Origin of the sequence: Streptomyces sp. NPDC002130, assembly GCF_040296465.1 — a bacterium.
In the GTDB taxonomy this organism is placed as follows: domain Bacteria; phylum Actinomycetota; class Actinomycetes; order Streptomycetales; family Streptomycetaceae; genus Streptomyces.
The window spans coordinates 1-20469 of record NZ_JBEOXI010000154.1; the positions used below are offsets into that span (position 1 = coordinate 1).

Genomic DNA, 20469 nt, shown 5'->3' on the forward strand with positions numbered 1-20469 from the left:
GCTCGCCCCCGACGGCAAGAAGGCGCAGGGCGGTGCCGAGGCCGGCGCGGAGGGCGGCGGCGAAGCGGCCCAGGCCGGGCTGTCCACGCGCAAGGACCCCAAGCTCGGCGAGATCGTCGTCGACAAGAACGGCATGACCGTCTACCGGTTCAAGAAGGACGAGGCCTGGCCCAAGCCGGTCTCCAACTGCACCGGTGAGTGCCTGGCCAAGTGGCCGCTCGTGGAGCCCGTCGACTTCGCCGACACCAAGGGCATCCAGAAGAAGGGCTACATGATCTTCGACCGGACCGACGGCGAGGGTCAGCAGCAGACCATCAACTGCTCGCCCATCTACACCTTCGCCGGCGACAAGGCCCCCGGCGACACCAACGGCCAGGGCGTAGGCGGCACCTGGTATGCCGTCCGGCCCGACGGAAAGCTGGTCGGCGCCTCGGAGAAGTAGAGAAACCTCCCCAGGGTTGATCAGCTCGTCCACCCGAAGCGCAGACCCGGTCCACCCCTCCGTGCCCCACGGAGGGGTGGACCGTTTTGCCGTGCTTCACCTGAACTCATCGAATTCCTGACACTCTCCCCCTCCCGAACCGGAACTCTCCGGAATGCCCCGGACACTGTTCGTCATATGTTCGAAGGGCATGCGCAGGGGTATCAATTCGGCACGTGCCGCAGGCAGTGACCGGGAACGGATGGTCAATTTCCGTTTCGGGTCGCTCCGTTGGCGGGCGATCAGTAGCCTCTGCTCGAACACCGGATCGCCTACGCCTTGGAGAGATAGATGGAGCGTCCCGCCTGGGCCCCACGGAGCATCGACATCTCGGTGCCCAGCGTTTCCCGGATGTACGACTACTACCTGGGCGGATCGCACAACTTCGAGGTCGACCGGGAAGCGGCCCGCAGGGCCATGGAGTTCATGCCGGGACTTCCCAAGGTCATGCAGGCGAACCGCGCGTTCATGCGCCGCGCCGTGCGCCACGCGGCCGCCCAGGGCATCTCCCAGTTCCTCGACATCGGTTCCGGCATCCCCACCTTCGGCAATGTGCACGAGGAGGCGCAGGCCGCCCGCCCCGGCGCCCGCGTGGTGTACGTCGACCACGACCCGGTGGCCGTGGCGCACAGCCAGGCGGTCCTGGAGGGCAACGAGGACACGGGCGTGGTCGCCGCGGACCTGCGCAAGCCCCAGGAGATCCTGCGCAGCCCCGAGGTGGAGCGGCTGATCGACCTGAATCAGCCAGTGGCGCTGCTCCTCGTTGCCATACTGCACTTCGTGGAGGACGAGGACGACCCGTACGGGGCCGTGGCCGAACTGGGCGAGGCGCTCGCGCCCGGCAGCCTGCTCGTGCTCACCCACGCCTCCTACGAGGGGATCCCGCTGCCGCCGGAGCGGGCCGGGGGTGCGGTGGACGTGTACAGGGACATCCGCAACCCGCTGATCATGCGCTCGCGCGAGGAGATCGCGCGGTTCTTCGAGGGGTACGACATGGTGGAACCCGGACTGGTGCCGCCGCCGCTCTGGCGGCCCGACACCGAACCGGAGGACGAGGATCCGTATGCGTTCTCCGGGTTCGCGGGCGTGGGGCGTACGGCGTGACCGCGGAACCGGACGGGCCGGAGGACAGACTGCGCCGGTTCGCGACGATCTGGAGCCGGGCCGTCTTCCCGGTGACCTCGACGTCGTCGACCCGGCCCGAGTTCGAGGCGCAACTGCTGCCCCAGGCGCGGCGGCTGAGCGAGGCACTGCTGGCCCGGAGCTTCGACTCCGAGGCGGGCAGGGCGGTCGGGGCCGCCCTGGTGGACGTGCACTGCACCGATCCGGAGGCGCTCAGCCGCACCCTGGACTGCGTCGACGCCTACCTCGTCCTGTACTGCGGGGGCGACGGCGACCAGGAGGACCTGCGGGCCCGGTGCGCGCGGCTCCAGCACGCGATGGCGGCCGGTTTCGCCCGGGCGCTGCGCGAGCGGACCCTGGCCGAGCAGGAGGCCATCGCGCAGGCCGCCCTCCAGGCGCAGGGCGTGGTGGCGCAGGCCCTGCATGCGAGCGAGGCGCGTTTCCGCGCCGTCTTCGAGGGCGCGGCCATAGGAATCGGCATGGCCGATCTCGAGGGGAACATACTGCAGGTCAACGGCGCGCTGCTGCGCATGTTCGGAGTCTCCGAGCAGACGCTGCGCAGCCGCAACGTCCGGGAGTGGACCCATCCCGACGACGCTCCGCAGACCTGGCGGCTCTACGACGAACTCGTGCGGGGCGAACGGGAGCACTACCACCTGGAGAAGGCGTTCTACCGTCCCGACGGAACCGTCCTGTGGACCAACCTGACGGTCTCCCTGCTGCGCGACGCCGACGGCGATCCGCAGTACCAGCTCGCCCTCATGGAGGACACCACCGAGCGGCGGCTGCTCAATCTGCGGCTGCGCTACGAGGCCACGCACGACGCGCTGACCGGGCTGCCGAACCGCACGTTCTTCTTCGAGCGCCTGGAGAAGGCGCTGGGCGCCGGGGAAGGCCAGCGGTTCGGGCTGTGCTATCTGGACCTCGACGGTTTCAAGACCATCAACGACAGCCTCGGCCACGCGGCCGGGGACCGGCTGCTGGTGGAGGTCGCCGACCGGCTGCAGTCCTGCGCCACGGCACCGGGCGAGATGGTCGCCAGGCTCGGCGGTGACGAGTTCGTGGCGCTGACCACCGGGCCCGACACCCAGCGCGACGTCGACGAGCTCGCCGGGCGCATCATGAACGCGCTGCTGGCGCCGGTCAGTGTGGACGGCCGGGAGCTCACCGTGCGCGGCAGCATCGGCATCGTCGAGGGCCCGGCCGGGGAGCGCAGCCCGGCGGAGGTGCTGCGCAGCGCGGACATCACCATGTACCGGGCCAAGTCGGCGGGCGGCAACCGGTTCGAACTCGCCGACCCGGAGGCGGACGCCCGGGCCATCACGCGGCACGGGCTGACCACGGCGCTGCCGACGGCGCTGGAGCGGGGCGAGTTCTTCATCGAGTACCAGCCGCTGGTGCATCTCGGCGACGGCAGTGTCCGGGGCGCCGAGGCCCTGGTGCGCTGGCTGCACCCGCAGCACGGGGTGCTCGGGCCGGACCGGTTCATCCCGCTCGCCGAGCACACCGGCCTGATCGTGCCGCTGGGCAGGTGGGTACTGGAGCAGTCGGTGCGCCAGGCACGCGAGTGGCGGGAACTGCAGGGCGGCGCCGAGGCGGTGGGGCCGCTGCGGATCAACGTCAACCTGTCGCCGTGCCAGTTGACCCATCCCGGACTGGTGCAGGACACGGTCGACATCCTGGAGCGCACGGGCGTGGAGCCGGACGCGCTGTGCCTGGAGGTCACGGAGTCGGCGCTGATCGGGGCGGACGACGATCTGCTCAAGCCGCTGCGGCGGCTGGCGGAGATGGGTGTCGACATCGCCCTCGACGACTTCGGGACGGGCTACTCCAACCTCGCCAACCTGCGCCGGCTGCCGGTCAGCATCCTGAAGCTGGACCGGTCCTTCACGCAGAGCATGCAGCAGTTCCCGGCGGACCCCGTCGACCTGAAGATCGTCGAGGGGATCGTCTCCCTGGCCCACAGCCTGGACCTGGCGGTGACGGTGGAAGGCGTGGAGACGGGAGCCCAGGCCGACCAACTGCGCGTCCTCGGCTGCGACACGGCCCAGGGCTGGTACTACGCGAGGCCCGGCCCGCCGGAGCGGCTGCACGAACTGGCGCTGGTGGACGCCACGGGGTGATGCCCCGGGCCGCTGCGCGGAGCCGGATCAGGCGTCCAGCCCGCGCAGCAGCAGTGCGAGACCGCCCGTGAACTCCCGGTCGGCGCTGACCTTCCGGGCGTGACGGGCGGTCTCGGCCATGCGGGGGAAGGCGTCGGGCGGCAGCTCGGCGATGGCGACCGTGCCCTCTCCGGACAGCGGCCCGAGGTGCTCCAGCTGGATGGCGCCGATGAGGTACCCGACCAGGCCCCGCAGCGCGATCACCCGCCGATCGCCGTCGAACCCCGCCTCCGTGAGCACGCCGAGCACGGACTCCGACCAGCGCAGCCCGGCCAGGGACCGGTGCCGGTGGGCGACGGTCAGGGGAACGATCTCCGGATGGGCGGCCACCGCGTCGCGCAGCCGTCCCATCAGCACCTCCATGCGCTGCTGCCAGGGCATCTCGGGTCCGGGCGGCTCGGTGTCCACGGTGTCGAGCACGAGGTCGACGACGAGCCTTTCCAGCTCCTCCCGGTCGTCCACGTAACGGTAGAGCGCCATGGTGCTCATGCCGAGCTCCTTCGCGACCGAGCGCATGGACAGCCCGGCGAGCCCGTCGCGGTCGATCACGGCGAGGGCGGCCGAGGCCAGGCGGGCGTGGCTGAGTGAGCGGGGACGTGGCATGACGACGATCAGCGTACGGCATACGCCTACCTTGTGAGGTGTACGGCATACGCTTACCCTCCGTAAGAGTACGCCGTACACCTACGAAGGAGCGCCCATGCTCATGCGTATGCCCGCACGGCCGTTACGGCCCGGCTCCCCCGTCGCCGCACGTCACCTCGCCACGGTCGGCGGCGGTCCCGTGGCCGTCCCCGACCCCGAGCGTCTGGTGCACCTGCAGTTCCGGCGGTTCGCCGGGTGCCCGGTGTGCCATCTGCACCTGCGGTCGGTGGTCCGCCGGCATGCGGAGATCGAGGCCGCCGGGGTGCGTGAGGTCGTGGTCTTCCACTCGCCCGCCGAGGAGCTGCGCCGGCACACCGGCGACCTGCCCTTCGCGGTCGTCGCCGACCCCGACAAGCGGCTGTACGCCGAGTTCGGTGTCGAGTCGGCTCCTCGCGCGCTGCTCAGCCCACGTGCCTGGGGGCCGGTGATCGGGGCGGTGTTCCGCGGCGGGTGGGAGGTCGTCCGAGGCCGCGAGCGCTTCCCCGCGGCGGGCCAGCCCGGTGGCAGGCTGGGACTGCCCGCCGACTTCCTGATCGGCACCGACGGCCGGGTCCTCGCGGTCAAGTACGGCGAGCACGCCTACGACCAGTGGCCGGTCGACGAACTCCTGCACCTGGCGTCCTCCCACCGGCCGGCCGCCGGCCACCCCCCGGTGCGGTAGCCGCAGCCGTACGGCGAGCCCGGCGTCCTGGCGCCGTCACGCCCCGCGAGGCTCACCGCTCCAGCAGCATCCGCTGCAACTCCCGCGCGGCCCGGGGCGGCGCCACGTCGCTGCGGTGGGCCAGCGCGATCGTCCGGTGCAGGCCGGGCCGGGCCAGAGGCGTCACCCGCAGGCCGCGGCCCGACCTCGCCGCCACCATCCGGGGCACCACGGCGACGCCCAGCCCGGCTCGCACGAAGCCCAGCACCGCGTCCATCTCCCCGCCCTCGACGGCGAAATCGGGTTCGAACCCCTCGGCCCGGCACGCCGCCACGGTCAGCTCGCGCAGGTCGTACCCGTGCCGGAACATCACCAGCCGCTCACTCTCCAGGTCGCAGACCCGGACGGTGCGCCGTCCCTGACCCGGCCTCGGCGCGTCCGGGGAGGAGACCACGACAAGGTCCTCCCGCAGCAGCTCCACCGTCGTCAGCGCCGGTGACGGCGTCGGCAGCGGAAGCACCACCAGCGCCAGATCCAGCGCCCCGCGCGCGAGTTCGCGCACCAGGTCGTGCGATCCGCCCTCCTCGATCAGCAGCCGGATCCCCGGGTAGCGGTCGTGGAAGGCCCGCAGCACGTCCGGCAGCAGGCCCGTGCACACGCTCGGCGTGGCACCCAGTCGCACCCGGCCGCTGCGCAGCTGCACCAGTTCCTGCACCTCGTGCCGGGCCGTGTCCGCGTCGGCCAGGATGCGGCGGGCCAGCGGGAGGAGCGCCTCCCCGGCGTCCGTGAGCGTGATGTTGCCCCGAGCGCGCAGGAACAGGTCCGCGCCCAACTCCCGCTCCAGCGCCTTGATCTGCTGTGACAGTGATGGCTGGGCGACGTGGACCAGATCGGCGGCCCGGGTGAAGTGCCGGGTCTCGGCGACGGCCACGAAGTACTGGAGCTGCTGGAACTGCATGCTCCCACCATAGCCTCAGTCTATGGAGTCAAGCCGGACCATGTCTTGGACCGATCGGACCCGGAGTCCGTAGCGTGCTGTTCCATGGCTCTGGCAACGCGGACGGACCGGCGGCCGTCCTTCGCACGCACCGTGTGGGACTCCACCGTCGGCAAGAAGACCGTGATGGCGGTCAGCGGTCTGATCATGCTGCTGTACCTGGTCGTCCACATGATCGGAAACCTGAAGATCTTCTTCGGGGCGGGCGAGTTCAACCACTACGCGCACTGGCTGCGCACGGTCGGCGAGCCGTTCATGCACTACGAGTGGACGCTCTGGCTCGTCCGCGTCGTGCTGGTCGTCGCCGTCGTCGCACACGCCACCTCGGCGTACCAGCTCAGCCGGCGCGACATCAGGGCACGGCCGAGCAAGTACGTGCACAAGAAGGCACGCACCTCCTACGCCACGCGCACCATGCGGTGGGGCGGCGTCATCCTCGGGCTGTTCATCGTCTGGCACATCCTCGACCTGACGACCGGCACGGTGCACACCGGTTTCCAGCCCGGCCACCCGTACCAGAACGTCGTGGACACCTTCTCCACCTGGTACGGCAACGTCATCTACATCGTCGCGATGCTCGCCCTCGGCCTGCACGTCCGGCACGGCTTCTGGAGCGCGGCCCAGACCCTGGGCGTGGGCAGCCGCACCCGTGACCGCGTCCTGAAGACCGTCGCAGACGTCCTCGCGCTGCTGCTCACGGCCGGCTTCATCGCCGTACCCGTGGGCGTCATGACCGGAGTGGTGAGCTGAACATGACTTCCTACGCCGACTACACGACCGGTGAACCGGTCGCCGACCCCAAGGCCCCCACCGGGCCGATCAACGAGCGCTGGGACAAGCGCCGCTTCGAGGCCAAGCTGGTCAACCCCGCCAACCGGCGCAAGCACACGGTCATCGTGGTCGGCACCGGCCTCGCCGGCGGTTCCGCCGGGGCCACCCTCGCCGAACAGGGCTACCACGTCGTCCAGTTCTGCTACCAGGACTCGCCCCGCCGCGCCCACTCCATCGCCGCGCAGGGCGGCATCAACGCCGCGAAGAACTATCGCAACGACGGCGACTCCGTCCACCGCCTGTTCTACGACACCGTCAAGGGCGGCGACTTCCGGGCCCGCGAGTCCAACGTCCACCGGCTCGCGCAGATCTCCGTCGAGATCATCGACCAGTGCGTGGCCCAGGGCGTGCCCTTCGCCCGCGAGTACGGCGGGCTGCTCGACACCCGCTCGTTCGGCGGCGTGCAGGTCTCGCGCACCTTCTACGCCCGCGGCCAGACGGGCCAGCAGCTGCTCCTCGGCGCCTACCAGGCGCTCAGCCGGCAGATCGCCGCCGGGAACGTCGAGATGCACCCGCGGACCGAGATGCTCGACCTGATCGTCGTCGACGGGCGGGCGCGCGGCATCGTGGCCCGTGACCTCGTCACCGGGCGCGTCGACACGTACTTCGCGGACGCCGTCGTCCTCGCCTCCGGCGGCTACGGCAACGTCTTCTACCTGTCGACGAACGCCATGAACTCCAACGCCACCGCCATCTGGCGAGCCCACCGGCGCGGTGCCCTGTTCGCCAACCCCTGCTTCACCCAGATCCACCCCACCTGCATCCCGCGCACCGGCGACCACCAGTCCAAGCTGACGCTGATGAGCGAGTCGCTGCGCAACGACGGGCGGATCTGGGTGCCGAAGGCGAAGGGCGACCGGCGACCGGCGAACGAGATCCCCGAGGACGAGCGCGACTACTACCTGGAGCGCATCTACCCGTCCTTCGGCAACCTGGTCCCGCGCGACATCGCCTCCCGCGCCGCGAAGAACGTCTGCGACGAGGGCAGGGGAGTGGGGCCCGGCGGCCAGGGCGTGTACCTGGACTTCGCCGACGCCATCGAGCGGATGGGGCGCAAGGCCGTCGAGGCCAAGTACGGCAACCTCTTCGACATGTACCAGCGGATCACCGACGAGGATCCGTATCAGGTGCCGATGCGGATCTACCCCGCCGTGCACTACACGATGGGCGGTCTGTGGGTCGACTACGACCTGCAGACCACCGTCCCCGGGCTGTTCGCCATCGGCGAGGCGAACTTCTCCGACCACGGCGCCAACCGGCTCGGCGCCTCCGCGCTCATGCAGGGACTCGCGGACGGCTACTTCGTCCTCCCCTCCACCATCAACGACTACCTGGCCCGCAACCCGCACAACGAGGCGGTGACCGGCGAACACCCCGTCGTCCAGGAGGTGCTGGCCGAAACGCAGGACCGGCTGAACCTGCTGCTGTCCGTGGACGGCGACCGCACCCCCGACTCCTTCCACCGCGAGGTCGGCGAACTCATGTGGGAGTTCTGCGGCATGGCCCGCACCGACTCGGGACTGCGCAAGGCACTGGAGCGCATTCCGCAGATCCGCGAGGAGTTCTGGCGGCGCATCAAGGTGCCCGGCACCGGCGAGGAGTTCAACCAGTCGCTGGAGAAGGCCAACCGGGTCGTGGACTACCTGGAGCTCGCCGAGCTGATGTGCCTCGACGCACTGCACCGCGAGGAGTCCTGCGGCGGCCACTTCCGCGAGGAGTCCCAGACACCCGACGGCGAGGCCGCCCGCAAGGACGAGGAGTTCGCCTACGCCGCCGCCTGGGAGTTCACCGGCACCGGCGAGGCGCCCGTCCTGCACCGGGAAGACCTGGTCTTCGAGTACGTCCACCCCACCCAGCGGAGCTACGCATGAAGCTCACCCTGCGCGTCTGGCGGCAGAAGAACGCCGACGCCGACGGCACGATGTCCACGTACGAGGTGGACGGCATCTCGCCCGACATGTCCTTCCTGGAGATGCTCGACACGCTCAACGAGGAGCTCATCGTCAAGGGCGAGGACCCCGTCGCCTTCGACCACGACTGCCGCGAGGGCATCTGCGGTGCGTGTTCGCTCGTCATCAACGGCGATGCGCACGGGCCCGAGCGGACCACCACCTGTCAGTTGCACATGCGCTCCTTCGAGGACGGCGACACCATCGACGTGGAGCCGTGGCGGGCGTCGGCGTTCCCGGTGATCAAGGACCTGGTCGTGGACCGGTCGGCGTTCGACCGGATCATCCAGGCCGGCGGGTACATCACCGCGCCGACCGGGGCGGCTCCCGAGGCGCATGCCACGCCGGTGCCGAAGCCGGATGCCGACCTCGCCTTCGAGCACGCGGAGTGCATCGGGTGCGGGGCGTGTGTGGCGGCCTGTCCCAACGGGGCGGCGATGCTGTTCACGTCCGCCAAGATCAACCATCTGAACGTGCTGCCGCAGGGGGCGCCCGAGCGGGAGACGCGGGTGCTGGACATGGTGGAGCAGATGGACGAGGAAGGGTTCGGGGGGTGCACGCTCGCCGGGGAGTGCGCCACGGCCTGCCCCAAGGGGATCCCGTTGATGTCCATCACCAGCATGAACAAGGAGTGGCTGCGGGCGGCGCGGAAGGTGAAGCGGTAGCGCCGTTGCGGGGACGGCTGTTCGGCGGCTGCGGGTGGGTCGTGGCCGATCGCGCAGTTCCCCGCGCCCCTGGGAGCTGCAGCTTCGGGCGTTCCTGGAGAGCGCAGTTCCGCTCCCCCAGGGGGTGCAGTGAACGTTCGCCGGTGAGTGCGGACGGGCGGGACCGGGAGTGGTGCTCATCCCCGGTCCCGTCTCGCGATGTGCGTGTCACGGGCCGGGATCCGCGAGGAGGGGGCCCAGCGGGCCGAGGTCCAGGTTGAGGTCGCTGCGCCGCAGGCCGTGCTGCGCGCAGAGCTCGTCCATACGCTCGTCCAGCAGCATCAGCGCGGTACCGAGCCGGTCCTCCTGCTCGGCGCTGAGCGTCCCCTCGTCGAAACGGCGTACCGCCTGGCGTTCCATGAGCTGCCGGAGGAGTTCCACGACGGTCAGGACCAGGGCCGCCAGGTCGTTCGTGACCCGCTCGGGATCGAGGTCCAGCGCGTGGGTGCGCGGCGCGGTCACAGCGGCCCGCTGTCCGACCAGGGCGCGGGAACCCGGTCGCTGACCGACGCCAGCAGGGCGTGCAGGGAGATCCGCACCAACGGCACGTCGGCGATGGCCAGCACCAGGTCACCGCTGACCACGACACCGGTCGCCAGCACCCGGTCGAGCAGGTCGACGAGAGGCACCCCGACGGGCGCGTACGGCTCCTCCCCGTCCCAGGGCACCGCCGTGCGGCCGGTGGCGCCGGCGACCGGCACGGTCACGCGCCGGCCTCCTGCTGTGCGGCGCACTCCACCTCGTCCGACCGGGCGAAGGAGTACGGGATCCAGGGCCCCGACATGGTGACCTCCACGGCCGAAAGGCGGGCGTCGCGGGCCAGTTCACCGACGGCCCGGACGAACTCGTCGCGCCGTCCGTCGTCGACCAGATAGGCGACATTGAGGAGTTGGGGGACGCTCCGGCCGGTCAGCTGCTCACCCTGCGGCCGGTGCCGTGTGGCGGCGACCGCGTACCCTCGCAGCTCCCGGTCGACGGCGTGCGCCTGCGCCAGGGCCCGCTCGCGCGACTCGCGTTCGGTGCGGCGCCTGTCGCTCGCCCGCCGCAGGTACGACCGCCCGTCGGCCGGTTCCGCCCCTGCGGCGGCAGCCGACGCGGCGGCGGTGCCGGGGCCGTGCACCTTCACCGCCCACTCGGTGCGGTCTCGCAGCCGGTCCAGCAGCGCGTGCAGGGACGTCTCCCGGGCGGTCACGGCCCGGACCGCGTTGCCGTCGTCCAGATACAGCGTCGCCAACGGCAGGGGCACGACGGGGCCCGCGCTCGCCGCCGTCTCCACGCCCCGGTGGTGGGCGCGGGCACAGCGCTCCAGCTCCTCGGGCCGGCCCAGCCGCTCCGCGAGCGCCGCCTCGCCGAAGTCCGCCGCCGGAACGTCCTGCACGACCAGGTGGAGCGGGCCCGCGGCCAGGACCCGTAGCGGGCCGCCGCCGTCATGGCCGGGCGTCACCGAGAGCACCTCGTCCGGCGGAGGGGTGTCCGTCACGGCGAACACACAGATGACGGTGGGGCGCGTCGCGTCCGCTCGCGTCGCGGCCGCACGGTCGGTCCGGGCCCCGCTCATCGGGCCACCTCCGCGGCGTCGGGACCGGCTTCCTCCAGGGCCTCGAGACGGGCACGCAGCCGGGCGTTCTCCTCGCTGAGCGCGTCACGCGCGGCGCGCGAGGACAACGCCGGGTCCGTCTCCCACCAGTCGATGCCCGCCTTCTTGGCGGTCTCGACCGAGGCGATGAACAGGCGCAGACGGATGGTGAGCAGTTCGATGTCGAGCAGGTCGATCTTGATGTCGCCCGCGATGACGATGCCCTTGTCCAGAACGCGTTCGAGCAGGTCCGCGAGGCTCCCGCTGGGCGGACCGGCAGGCTGCGCTCCCGGACCCGCGGGCCAGGTGCCGAGGTCGGTCACGAAGCACCCCCGCGGTGGTGGTGGCCGGTGTACCGGACGGGGCTGTCGAGGCGTGCGAGCAACCGCTCCTCCTCTTCCTCGAAGGCCGCCTCGTCGATGGCGCCCTCCTCCAGGGCCCGGTTGAGTGCCGCGAGGCGTGCCTGCACCGCACGCGGGTCGCCCAGCTGCCGTTCGGCCTCCTGGAGCAGGTGGTCGGCGACCCAGAGCGTGCCGCGCACCGGGGCCAGCGGCAGCAGCAGGAGCCCGCTCACGAGTCCCACGGCGTCACCGGCCGGCCGGGGCGGACTGCGCGTCGACGAAGCTGTAGCACGGCAGCGGACCGGTCACACTGAGCGTCAGCCTGTCCCCGACGTCACGCGCCTGCGCGGTCACGGCCTGCCGGAAGCGCTGCTCGTCGGCGGAACGCACCAGGAACGACGTGCTCAGCACCTGCTCGTCGTCGACCGGTCCCCGCGCCGTTCGCACGGCGAGGGGGGTCAGTCGGGCCAGCACCTCACGGGCCGCGTCCCGGGCCTCGCGCGCGACACCCTTGGCGAGCGCCTCGCCGAGCCGTACGTTCGCCTCGTAACCGGGACGGTGGCGGGCCCGGCGGGCGAGCGCGCGCAGGGTGTCGTCACGGCGTACGAGGTCGGCGAAGTACCCGGGCACGACGGCGCCCTTCACGTTCATCTCGACGCAGCCCCGTACCCCGTCGAGCTGTTCCGTCAAGTGGGCACGGTCGGAGCGAAGTTGGGCGCACAGCGCCGCCGCGTCGGGGGTGAGGACGGCGAACCGCATGGGCAGGACGGGGCCCTGCGCGGCGAGTTCGCCGAGCACCGCCTGATGGGCCATCAGGTCACGTCGCCGCGCCCGGACCGACGCCGGGGCGTCCGAGACCGCGGCGCACAGTCCGGCCTCCGTCAGCAGCCGCACCGCCGCACCGTCCACCCCGGGTGCCCGCGGGGGCCGGATGCCCGCGGGGGCGATGCCGTAGACGTAGAGGGTGCCGAGCGTGCCGGCGGTGCTGAGCGCTGCGGGAGCCGTCACGGTCATTCCTCCTCGGCCTTGCGGCGCCGGGGCCGCGGGCGGTCGTCGTCACTGCGGCGCTTGCGCGCCGGCCGCGGGGCCCGCCCCGCACGGGCGTCGGCATCGTCCTCGACCAGGTCGTCCTCCGGCTCGTCCTCCGGGCTGAGGACGTCGCGGACCCTGTCGGTCAGGGAGCGGGCGGTGCGCTTGGCACCCGCCTTGCCGATGGTCTTGGCGACCGGCCCACCGAACAGCTCGGGAACGGTCTTGGAGCGCGCATCGTGCTCGAGGTCCAGGCGGTTGCACGCCTCCGCGAACCGCAGATACGTGTCGACGCTGGCGACCACGATGCGCGCGTCCACCTTGAGGATCTCGATGCCGACCAGCGAGACGCGCACGAAGACGTCGATCACCATGCCGCGGTCGAGGATCAGCTCCAGCACGTCGTAGAGGGTTCCGGCGCGGGGCGCACAGACGATCTCGTCGCTGTAGACGGTCATGCGGCGGTCCTTCCGGTCGGCGGTTGCGGCGGTCCGGTCACTGGTCCTGGGCGCCGCGCCGGAAGCGCGCGATCCGGCGGTACTGCACCAGCTCGCCCGCCGCGTCCAGTTCCACCCGGTACGTGGCGAGCAGACTCGTGGTGTCGGGGATGCGGGCCAGTTCGAGCACGTCGACGTCGACGACCCAGCCGTCGTCCTCGCCCGGGCACACCGCGGAAACCCCTTCGAGGCGGTGGCGGATCAGCTCCGTCAGCGCCTCGGCGGCGCGCCGGGCCGCTTTCCCGGCACCGCGCACGGGGCGTCGCCGCTTGGTGGACGAGGCCGAGCCGCCTCGCCGCTCGTCGCCTCCGTGTTCTGTCATGCAGCTCACTCTGGCCGCAGCAGCGACAGGGCGCGTGTCCGGCTAGGCCATCCGGGCCGCACCCGGGGCGCGAGCCGTTCAACAACCTCACACCCGTTCTCTCTGCACATGACACGCGGCGGTCAGGCGGCGTCGGGAGAACAGAGGCGAAGGCCCGCACGACACCGCTCAGCGCCCCGCCCCGCCTCACCGAACCGGCCCGTGACCAGGAGAGAGCCATGACCGGCGTACTGACCGTCGACCGCCCCGCGCAGCCCGCGGCCCCCACGCGCTACACCGTCGCCCTCGCCCGGGACGAGGAGGACGTGCGGGCCGCCCAGCGGCTGCGGCACGACGTCTTCGCCGGGGAGCTGGGCGCCCTGCTGGCCGGCCCGCAGCCGGGCCTCGACGCCGACTCGTTCGACGCGTACTGCGACCACCTGCTCGTACGGGAGGAGACGACCGGCCAGGTCGTCGGCACCTACCGGCTGCTGCCGCCGGAGCGCGCGGCGGTGGCCGGACGGCTCTACTCCGAGGGCGAGTTCGACCTGAGCGCGCTCGACGGGATCCGGCCGCAGCTCGTCGAGGTCGGCCGCTCCTGCGTGCACCCCGACCACCGCGACGGCGCGGTCATCAGCCTCATCTGGGCCGGCATCGCCCGCTACATGGTCGACCGCGGCCACGAGTGGCTGGCCGGCTGCTGCTCCATCCCGCTCGCCGACGGCGGCGCCCTCGCGTCCGCCACCTGGGACCGGGTGAGCGGCCGGCACCTCTCCCCGGAGGAGTTCCGGGTCCGGCCGCTGCTGCCGTGGACCCCGGGCCCCGCCCCCGCGACCCGCGTCGAACTGCCCGCCCTGCTGCGCGGATACCTGCGCCTCGGTGCCTGGGTGTGCGGCGAACCGGCCCACGACCCGGACTTCGGCGTCGCCGACCTGTACGTACTGCTGCCGATGAGCCGCGTCAACGGGCGCTACCTGCGCCACTTCCTCTCCCTCGTACCGGCCTGATGAGCGCCTGGCTGCCCACCGCGCCCTGCACGCCCGAGGCCTGTGTCCAAGCGCCGGCGGCCGTGCGGGCGCGGGACGTACCGCGAGCCGTGCTGCGGCTCGGCGCGGTCGTCGTGCTCCTCGTCGGGGGGATCGCGCTGACACCCTTGGGCGCGCGGATCCCGGCGTCGCTGGTCCGGCGCTGGTGCCGGTGGATCGTACGGGCCGCCGGCGTGCGGGTCCGGTTCACCGGCGCCGCCGCCCCCACCGGGGGCCTGCTGCTGGTCGCCAACCACATCTCCTGGCTGGACATCCCGCTGCTCGCCGCCGTACGCCCCGCCCGGATGCTGGCCAAGACGGAGGTGCGGCGCTGGCCGGTCGCCGGTGCGCTGGCCGCGCGCGGCGGAACCCTGTTCATCGACCGCGACCGGCTGCGGGCCCTCCCGGACACCGTCGCCCGGATCGCCGCGGCACTGCGCCAGGGCACCGCGGTCGCGGCCTTCCCCGAGGGCAGCACCTGGTGCGGCCGGGCCCAGGGCCCCTTCCGCCGGGCCGTCTTCCAGGCCGCACTGGACGCGGGGGTGCCGGTCCAGCCGGTCCGCCTCGGCTACCGGCTCGGTGACGGCAGGGCCACCACGGCCCCCGCGTACGTCGGCGCGGACACGCTGCTGGCCTCTCTGTGGCGGGTGACGACGACCCGCGGCCTGATCGCGGAGGTCGAGGTGCGCGAGGCCCTCCCGCCGGGCGGCAACCCCGACCGCCGCGCTCTCGCCCGAGCGGCACAGTCGCAGGAGACAGCCGCGCCGGCCTGGACGCACACGGTGCTGGTGGCGTAAGGGCTCCCGGATTCAGCGGGGCCCGGCCCGCGTGCTCGCCGCCGGACCTCAGCGGTCCCCGGACAGCGCGCGTACCAGATACGGTGCCGTCCGGCTGTCCGCCGAGCGGGCGACGTCCGCGGGCGGGCCCGCCGCCACGATGCGGCCCCCCTCGTCGCCACCGCCCGGGCCGAGGTCGATCACCCAGTCCGCGCCGGCGACGACGGACATGTCGTGCTCGACGACGACCACCGTGTGCCCGGCGTCGACGAGGCCGTGCAACTGGCGCATCAGGGCGTCCACGTCCGCCGGGTGCAGCCCCGTCGTGGGCTCGTCGAGGAGGTACAGAGTGTGGCCGCGCCGGCCGCGCTGCAGTTCGCTCGCCAGCTTGATGCGCTGGGCCTCGCCGCCGGAGAGCTCGGTCGCGGGCTGGCCGAGGCGGAGGTAGCCCAGACCGACGTCGAGCAGGGTGCCGAGGCTGCGGGCCACGGCCGGGGTGTCCGCGAAGAACTCCGCCGCGCTCTCCACCGTCAGATCCAGCACCTGCCCGATGTTCCGCCCCCGGTACGTCACCTCCAGCGTCTCCGGGTTGTAGCGGGCCCCGCCGCAGTCCGGGCAGGGCGCGTACGTACTCGGCAGGAACAGCAGCTCGACGCTGACGAACCCTTCGCCCTGGCAGGTCTCGCAGCGCCCGCCCGCCACGTTGAAGGAGAACCGCCCGACTCCGAAGCCCCGTTCGCGGGCCCCGTCGGTGGCCGCGAACACCTTGCGGACGACGTCGAAGAGGCCCGTGTAGGTGGCCAGGTTCGAGCGCGGGGTGCGCCCGATCGGCTTCTGGTCGACCGAGACCAGTCGGCCCACGCCCGCCGAGTCCTCGGTGATCTCACCGAGGAGCGTGGACTTGCCGGAGCCGGACACGCCGGTGACCGCGGTGAACACGCCGAGCGGGAACTCGGCGGTCACCCCGCGCAGGTTGTGCCGGGAGACCGGGCCGGTCTTCAGCCACCCGGCCGCCTCGCGCACCTCCCGGGCCGGGACGGGGGAGCGGTCGAACAGACAGCGGGCCGTCGCCGACTCCTCGACGCCGGCCAGCTCGGCCACCGGGCCGCTGTGCAGCACCCGCCCGCCGTGCTCACCCGCGTCCGGACCCACGTCGACCAGCCAGTCCGCGGCGCGCACCACGTCCAGGTGGTGTTCCACCACGAACACCGAGTTCCCGGACGCCTTCAGCCGCTCCAGCACCGTGAGCAGCGCCTCGGTGTCCGCCGGGTGCAGTCCGGCCGACGGCTCGTCGAGGACGTAGACGACCCCGAACAGGCCCGAGCGCAGCTGGGTGGCGAGGCGCAGGCGCTGCAGTTCGCCCGCGGAGAGGGTGGGAGTCGGCCGGTCGAGGCTGAGGTAGCCGAGCCCCAGCTCGACGACCGGCGCGATACGGGACCTCAGGTCGTCGGTGAGCACCCGGGCGGCCTCCGAGCTCGCGTCGAGACCGGCGGCCAGTTCCACCAGCGGCAGCGCCGCCACCTCGGCGATGTTCCGGCCGCCGAGCGTCACCGCCAGGGCCTCGGGGCGCAGCCTGCTGCCGCCGCACGCAGGGCAGGGCGCACTGGTGAGAAACCGCTCCGCCCTGGCCCGCAGGGTGGCGCTCTTGGAGTCCGAGAACGTCTTCATCACATACCGGTGTGCGCTCATGTACGTGCCCTGGTACGGCCGTTGGATCCGGTCGGCGTCCCGTACCGGATGCACCGTGACCACCGGCTGCTCGTCCGTGAACAGGATCCACTCCCGCTCGTCCGCGGGCAGCTCCCGCCACGGCCGGTCCACGTCGTGGCCGAGCGCGTCGAGGACGTCCCGCAGGTTCTTGCCCTGCCAGGCTCCAGGCCAGGCGGCGATCGCCCCGTCCCGGATCGACAGCGACGGGTCCGGTACCAGCAGCTCCTCGCTCGTACGGTGCACCTGCCCGAGCCCGTGGCACTCCGGGCAGGCCCCCACCGCCGTGTTGGGCGAGAAGGCGTCGGAGTCGAGCCGCGCGGCGCCGGGCGGGTAGGTGCCGGCCCGGGAGTACAGCATCCGCAGGGAGTTCGAGAGGTTGGTGACGGTGCCGACGGAGGAGCGCGAGGTGGGCGCCGCCCTGCGCTGCTGGAGCGAGACCGCCGGGGGCAGACCCGTGATCTCCCCGACCTTCGGCGCGCCGACCTGGTGGATCAGCCGGCGCGCGTACGGCGCGACACTCTCGAAGTAGCGCCGCTGCGCCTCCGCGTAGATCGTGCCGAAAGCCAGCGACGACTTGCCCGAACCGGACACGCCGGTGAACACGGCCAGCACGTCCCGGGGGATGTCGACGTCGACGCCCCGGAGGTTGTGCTCACGGGCTCCGCGGACACGGACGTACGGGTCAAGGGCGTCGCGCTCGTGCATGGGAGACGACTCTAACCGGATCTAACCGAGGTGATCGCGGCCAGCCGCCGGTAGGAGTCCAGCAGGGCCTCACGGTCGTACGTGCTGGTCGTCACGAGTACCTCCTGGGCGCCCGTCTCCTTCAGCACCGTCTCCAGCTCGTGCGCCACCTGCTCCTCGGTGCCGGCGATGTGGCCGGTCAGGCCGGACTCGTAGAAGCCGCGCTCCTTGGCGGCCATCGTGAGCGATTCCACGCGCTCGGCGGGCGGCAGCGGCGGGAAGGTGCCGTGGGTGCGGGAGTACGCCATGGACCAGGCCTCCGGGACGAGCAGCCGCCGGGCCTCCTCGGGGGTGCCGGCCACGGCGATCGTGCCCGAGACGACGACGTAGGGTTCAGCGGCCCAGGCGGAGGGGCGGAACATCTCGCGGTACTGGTCGATGCCGCGCCGCATCTTGTCCCGGTTCCTGAGGTCGCCGATGACCATGGGCAGGCCCGCGCGTGCGGCGATGCCGGCGCCCTCGCCCATGGCCAGGACGAACGGCGGCACACTCAGGCCCTCGGCGGGCCGGGCGTGCACCCCGGTGGGGGAGGTGCCCCGGAACCAGCCGAGCAGTTCCGCGAGCTGGGCCTCGAAATCGTCGGCGTCGCCCTTGTCACGGCCCAGAGCCCGGCGCACCCCGTCCGTGAAGCCGACGGAGCGGCCGAGGCCCATGTCGATCCGCCCGGGGAACAGCGACTCCAGCACGCCGAACTGCTCGGCCACGACCAGCGGCCGGTGGTTGGGCAGCATCACCCCGCCGGTGCCGACCCGGATCGTCCGGGTCGCGCCCGCGACGGCGGCGGCCAGCACGGTCGGCGCGGAGCCGGCGACGCCGGGCACGCCGTGGTGCTCGGAGACCCAGAGCCGGTGGTAGCCGAGCCGCTCCAGCTCCCGCGCCAGCCGTACGGTGTCGCGCAGCGCCTCGGGGTGGGTGTGACCCTCGCGGGTGCGGGAGCGGTCGAGGACGGACAGGCGCACGGGATCCATACCAGGTTCTACGCCGGGCGGCCCCGCCGGTATTCCGCCGTCCCGTGCCGGCCGCCGCCGGAAAACCGGGTGACCGCGTCCGGGCACGTCAGGACAATGTTCCGGTACCTCGTAGCGAAAGGCGGCCGACCGTGACCGTCCCCAACGTCCTGCTCTCCGGCATCGTCGGATCGACCGCCTACGGTCTTGCCCACCCGGGCTCGGACATCGACCGCCTCGGCCTGTTCGCCGCGCCGACCGAGGAGCTGCACGGTCTGCGCCGGCCGAAGGAGTCCCACGTCAGCACGGCCCCGGACCGGACCCTGCACGAGGCCGCCAAGTGGTGCCGGCTGGCCCTCGGCGGCAACCCGACCGCGATGGAGCTGGTGTGGCTCCCGGACGATCTGTACGAGGTGCGCACCCCGCTGGGCGACGAACTCATCGGCATCCGTTCGGCGTTCCTGAGCGCCAAGCGCGTCCGGGACGCCTATCTCGGTTACGCCACCCAGCAGTTCCGGCGGCTGGAGGCGCGCGGTGACGGTTCGTTCTCCGCCGACACCCGTAAGCGCACGGCGAAGCACGCCCGGCATCTCAAACGGCTGTGCGCGCAGGGCCTGGAGCTGTACACCACCGGGCGGTTGACGATCCGCGTCGAGAATCCGGACGAGTACCACGCCTTCGGCGAGCGCGTCGCCGCCGACCCCACGGCCGCCCTGCCCCTGCTCCGGCACTACGAGGCCGCCTTCGACGAGGGCCCCACGGCACTGCCGGACGAGCCCGACGAGGCGCTGGTCGAGGCCTGGCTGCGCCGGGTTAGGGCGCACTTCTGGGCCGAGAGGGCGTGCTCAGCCGTCGGGGCGTAGCAGACCGCGTTCGTAGGCCCTGACGAGGTTCTGCGGTACCAGGTGACGGACGCCGTCCACGGTGATGGGGACCAGCGTCGGCGTGGCCGCCTTCCACTGGGCGCGGCGGTGACGGGTGTTGCTGCGGGACATCTTCCGCTTGGGCACGGCCATGGGGATCCTCCTCGGTGGTCGGGCACCGAGACGCTACATGAAAATGGATCCCATTAACAATATGCGTTCCCGTGCCGGCCACCGCCGCCCCCGAGGACCACTTAGGCTGGGCGGCGTGAGTGACGACCGCAGCAAGGCACCGCTGGCCGTGTTCGACCTGGACAACACCCTCGCCGACACCACGCACCGGCAGGGGTTCCTGGAGCGCAGGCCGAAGGACTGGGACGGCTTCTTCGCGGCGGCGCCGCAGGACCCGCCCGTCCCGGAGGGCGTCGCGCTGGTCCGGGAGCACGCGCTGGAGCCTCGTTCGTGGGCGCGGTCGAGGCCGGTGGAAACACGCTGTAACGCGGCCTCGGCGTCGCCGCTCTCCGCGATGGTGACCGCCCCGCCCAGAGCGGCGAACACCTGGGCGATACCTGCACCCATGCGTCCACCGCCGATAACTCCGACGGCCTTCGGTGCAACTGATTCAGTCATGATTTCTTCTCCAGGAAAGCCGTCATGCGATCGTGCTTGTCCGAACTCTCGAACAGGACGGCTTGGGCGATGTCGTCGGCAAACGGATGCGATCCCGGCGCGTCGACGATGATCTTGGTCAATCGCAGTGCCAGCGGGGACAGTCGGGAAATGCGGTCGAGCAGCCGATGCGCTGCGTCGACGTGGCAGTTCGGTTCGGTTACCTCGACAACCAGGCCCGCTCGTAGCGCCAACTCGGCGTCGAGGTTCCTGGCACCGAGGAGCACTTGCTTCGCGATCGAGACGCCGACGAGCTTCGGCAGCCGATAGCTCGCACCCGCGGCTGCCATTATCCCGAGATTGGGCTCGGGATTACCGAAGACCGCCGTCGTGGTCGCGATGCGAATGTCGCAGGCGTAGGGTCGAGCAGCCGCCCCTCGGCCCCGCCTTCGTGTCCTTCGTCACCGGAATGTGGTGGAAGGGGATGTTGTACGACCCCACCAGCTCGGCGAAGTCCTTA

Annotated in this window: 21 protein-coding genes and 6 pseudogenes; 11 read left to right on the forward strand and 16 right to left on the reverse strand. The window is 72.0% G+C overall.

What is annotated here, in order from left to right:
* From ABT116_RS26395 to ABT116_RS26405, 3 genes and pseudogenes are all read left to right on the forward strand, one after another.
* A pseudogene (locus ABT116_RS26395) lies at positions 1–442 on the forward strand (SCO0930 family lipoprotein); the annotation flags it as partial.
* A 330-nt stretch (positions 443–772) separates the two neighbouring features.
* Positions 773–1585 carry an SAM-dependent methyltransferase gene (locus tag ABT116_RS26400; protein WP_351638528.1) on the forward strand — a complete coding sequence of 271 codons (813 nt, stop codon included), beginning with the start codon at positions 773–775 and terminating at the stop codon, positions 1583–1585.
* Complete coding sequence (locus tag ABT116_RS26405; protein ID WP_351638531.1) at positions 1582–3726, forward strand: putative bifunctional diguanylate cyclase/phosphodiesterase; 2145 nt, start codon at positions 1582–1584, stop codon at positions 3724–3726. Before ABT116_RS26400 ends, ABT116_RS26405 begins: the two co-directional genes overlap by 4 nt.
* A gap of 27 nt (positions 3727–3753) precedes the next feature.
* On the opposite strand, the gene ABT116_RS26410 is transcribed toward ABT116_RS26405, so the two are convergent.
* Positions 3754–4368 (reverse strand): TetR/AcrR family transcriptional regulator, encoded by a 615-nt coding sequence (locus ABT116_RS26410; RefSeq protein ID WP_351638534.1) that lies wholly within the window; start codon positions 4366–4368, stop codon positions 3754–3756.
* Between the two features lie 97 nt (positions 4369–4465).
* Here ABT116_RS26410 and ABT116_RS26415 point away from each other — a divergent pair, with 97 nt between their 5' ends.
* Positions 4466–5071: a peroxiredoxin-like family protein gene (locus tag ABT116_RS26415; RefSeq protein WP_502983943.1), complete on the forward strand. Its 606-nt coding sequence runs from the start codon at positions 4466–4468 to the stop codon at positions 5069–5071.
* Between the two features lie 52 nt (positions 5072–5123).
* On the opposite strand, the gene ABT116_RS26420 is transcribed toward ABT116_RS26415, so the two are convergent.
* Entirely contained in the window at positions 5124–6008 is an 885-nt protein-coding gene (locus tag ABT116_RS26420) for a LysR family transcriptional regulator (protein ID WP_351638537.1), read from the reverse strand.
* A gap of 84 nt (positions 6009–6092) precedes the next feature.
* Here ABT116_RS26420 and ABT116_RS26425 point away from each other — a divergent pair, with 84 nt between their 5' ends.
* Genes ABT116_RS26425 through ABT116_RS26435 form a run of 3 tightly spaced genes read left to right on the forward strand, consistent with a single transcriptional unit; the run spans position 6093 to position 9492 of the window.
* Positions 6093–6797 (forward strand): succinate dehydrogenase, encoded by a 705-nt coding sequence (locus ABT116_RS26425; protein ID WP_351638540.1) that lies wholly within the window; start codon positions 6093–6095, stop codon positions 6795–6797.
* A gap of 2 nt (positions 6798–6799) precedes the next feature.
* Positions 6800–8749 (forward strand): fumarate reductase/succinate dehydrogenase flavoprotein subunit, encoded by a 1950-nt coding sequence (locus tag ABT116_RS26430; protein WP_351638542.1) that lies wholly within the window; start codon positions 6800–6802, stop codon positions 8747–8749.
* Entirely contained in the window at positions 8746–9492 is a 747-nt protein-coding gene (locus ABT116_RS26435) for a succinate dehydrogenase/fumarate reductase iron-sulfur subunit (RefSeq protein WP_003994568.1), read from the forward strand. Before ABT116_RS26430 ends, ABT116_RS26435 begins: the two co-directional genes overlap by 4 nt.
* 207 nt (positions 9493–9699) lie before the next feature.
* Here the strand turns inward: ABT116_RS26435 and ABT116_RS26440 are convergent, their stop codons facing one another.
* From ABT116_RS26440 to gvpO, 8 genes are read right to left on the reverse strand one after another with little or no spacing between them, the layout of a single operon-like run.
* Positions 9700–9993 carry a gas vesicle protein K gene (locus tag ABT116_RS26440; protein ID WP_030851265.1) on the reverse strand — a complete coding sequence of 98 codons (294 nt, stop codon included), beginning with the start codon at positions 9991–9993 and terminating at the stop codon, positions 9700–9702.
* Positions 9990–10199 (reverse strand): gas vesicle protein, encoded by a 210-nt coding sequence (locus ABT116_RS26445; RefSeq protein WP_351638582.1) that lies wholly within the window; start codon positions 10197–10199, stop codon positions 9990–9992. Before ABT116_RS26445 ends, ABT116_RS26440 begins: the two co-directional genes overlap by 4 nt.
* 35 nt (positions 10200–10234) lie before the next feature.
* Positions 10235–11089 (reverse strand): GvpL/GvpF family gas vesicle protein, encoded by an 855-nt coding sequence (locus ABT116_RS26450; protein WP_351638547.1) that lies wholly within the window; start codon positions 11087–11089, stop codon positions 10235–10237.
* Positions 11086–11430: a gas vesicle protein gene (locus tag ABT116_RS26455; RefSeq protein ID WP_351638550.1), complete on the reverse strand. Its 345-nt coding sequence runs from the start codon at positions 11428–11430 to the stop codon at positions 11086–11088. Before ABT116_RS26455 ends, ABT116_RS26450 begins: the two co-directional genes overlap by 4 nt.
* Positions 11427–11690, reverse strand: coding sequence for a gas vesicle protein GvpG (locus ABT116_RS26460; RefSeq protein ID WP_351638553.1), 264 nt, complete (start codon positions 11688–11690; stop codon positions 11427–11429). The genes ABT116_RS26455 and ABT116_RS26460 overlap by 4 nt, the downstream gene beginning before the upstream one ends.
* Before the next feature lie 4 nt (positions 11691–11694).
* Complete coding sequence (locus ABT116_RS26465; RefSeq protein WP_502983944.1) at positions 11695–12456, reverse strand: GvpL/GvpF family gas vesicle protein; 762 nt, start codon at positions 12454–12456, stop codon at positions 11695–11697.
* 2 nt (positions 12457–12458) lie between these two features.
* On the reverse strand, positions 12459–12935 hold the full coding sequence (locus tag ABT116_RS26470) for a gas vesicle structural protein GvpA (protein WP_351638558.1): 477 nt from the start codon (positions 12933–12935) through the stop codon (positions 12459–12461).
* Between the two features lie 37 nt (positions 12936–12972).
* Positions 12973–13296, reverse strand: a complete 324-nt coding sequence (gene gvpO, locus ABT116_RS26475; RefSeq protein ID WP_351638561.1) for a gas vesicle protein GvpO — start codon at positions 13294–13296, stop codon at positions 12973–12975.
* Between the two features lie 218 nt (positions 13297–13514).
* On the opposite strand from gvpO, the gene ABT116_RS26480 reads away from it, so the two are divergent.
* Positions 13515–14282, forward strand: a complete 768-nt coding sequence (locus ABT116_RS26480; protein WP_351638564.1) for a GNAT family N-acetyltransferase — start codon at positions 13515–13517, stop codon at positions 14280–14282.
* Positions 14282–15097 (forward strand): lysophospholipid acyltransferase family protein, encoded by an 816-nt coding sequence (locus ABT116_RS26485; protein ID WP_351638567.1) that lies wholly within the window; start codon positions 14282–14284, stop codon positions 15095–15097. The genes ABT116_RS26480 and ABT116_RS26485 overlap by 1 nt, the downstream gene beginning before the upstream one ends.
* Positions 15098–15145: 48 nt before the next feature.
* Here ABT116_RS26485 and ABT116_RS26490 read toward each other — a convergent pair whose 3' ends face one another.
* Together ABT116_RS26490 and ABT116_RS26495 are read right to left on the reverse strand one after the other, a co-directional pair.
* On the reverse strand, positions 15146–17491 hold the full coding sequence (locus ABT116_RS26490; protein WP_351638569.1) for an ATP-binding cassette domain-containing protein: 2346 nt from the start codon (positions 17489–17491) through the stop codon (positions 15146–15148).
* A gap of 11 nt (positions 17492–17502) precedes the next feature.
* Positions 17503–18498 (reverse strand): LLM class flavin-dependent oxidoreductase, encoded by a 996-nt coding sequence (locus ABT116_RS26495; RefSeq protein WP_351638572.1) that lies wholly within the window; start codon positions 18496–18498, stop codon positions 17503–17505.
* A gap of 128 nt (positions 18499–18626) precedes the next feature.
* Between ABT116_RS26495 and ABT116_RS26500 the strand changes: the two are divergent.
* Positions 18627–19340 (forward strand): annotated as a pseudogene (locus ABT116_RS26500) (nucleotidyltransferase domain-containing protein); the annotation flags it as partial.
* Here ABT116_RS26500 and rpmF read toward each other — a convergent pair.
* Positions 19323–19493, reverse strand: coding sequence for a 50S ribosomal protein L32 (gene rpmF, locus ABT116_RS26505; RefSeq protein WP_351638577.1), 171 nt, complete (start codon positions 19491–19493; stop codon positions 19323–19325). The pseudogene ABT116_RS26500 and the gene rpmF overlap by 18 nt on opposite strands.
* A 115-nt stretch (positions 19494–19608) precedes the next feature.
* Here rpmF and ABT116_RS26510 point away from each other — a divergent pair.
* A pseudogene (locus ABT116_RS26510) lies at positions 19609–19794 on the forward strand (HAD family hydrolase); the annotation flags it as partial.
* A gap of 53 nt (positions 19795–19847) precedes the next feature.
* Here the strand turns inward: ABT116_RS26510 and ABT116_RS26515 are convergent.
* The 3 pseudogenes from ABT116_RS26515 to purU form a co-directional block, all read right to left on the reverse strand.
* A pseudogene (locus ABT116_RS26515) lies at positions 19848–19970 on the reverse strand (3-hydroxyacyl-CoA dehydrogenase NAD-binding domain-containing protein); the annotation flags it as partial.
* Positions 19967–20386, reverse strand: a pseudogene (locus tag ABT116_RS26520) (enoyl-CoA hydratase/isomerase family protein); the annotation flags it as partial. The pseudogenes ABT116_RS26515 and ABT116_RS26520, both read right to left, overlap by 4 nt.
* Positions 20371–20469, reverse strand: a pseudogene (gene purU / locus ABT116_RS50945) (formyltetrahydrofolate deformylase); the annotation flags it as partial. The pseudogenes ABT116_RS26520 and purU, both read right to left, overlap by 16 nt.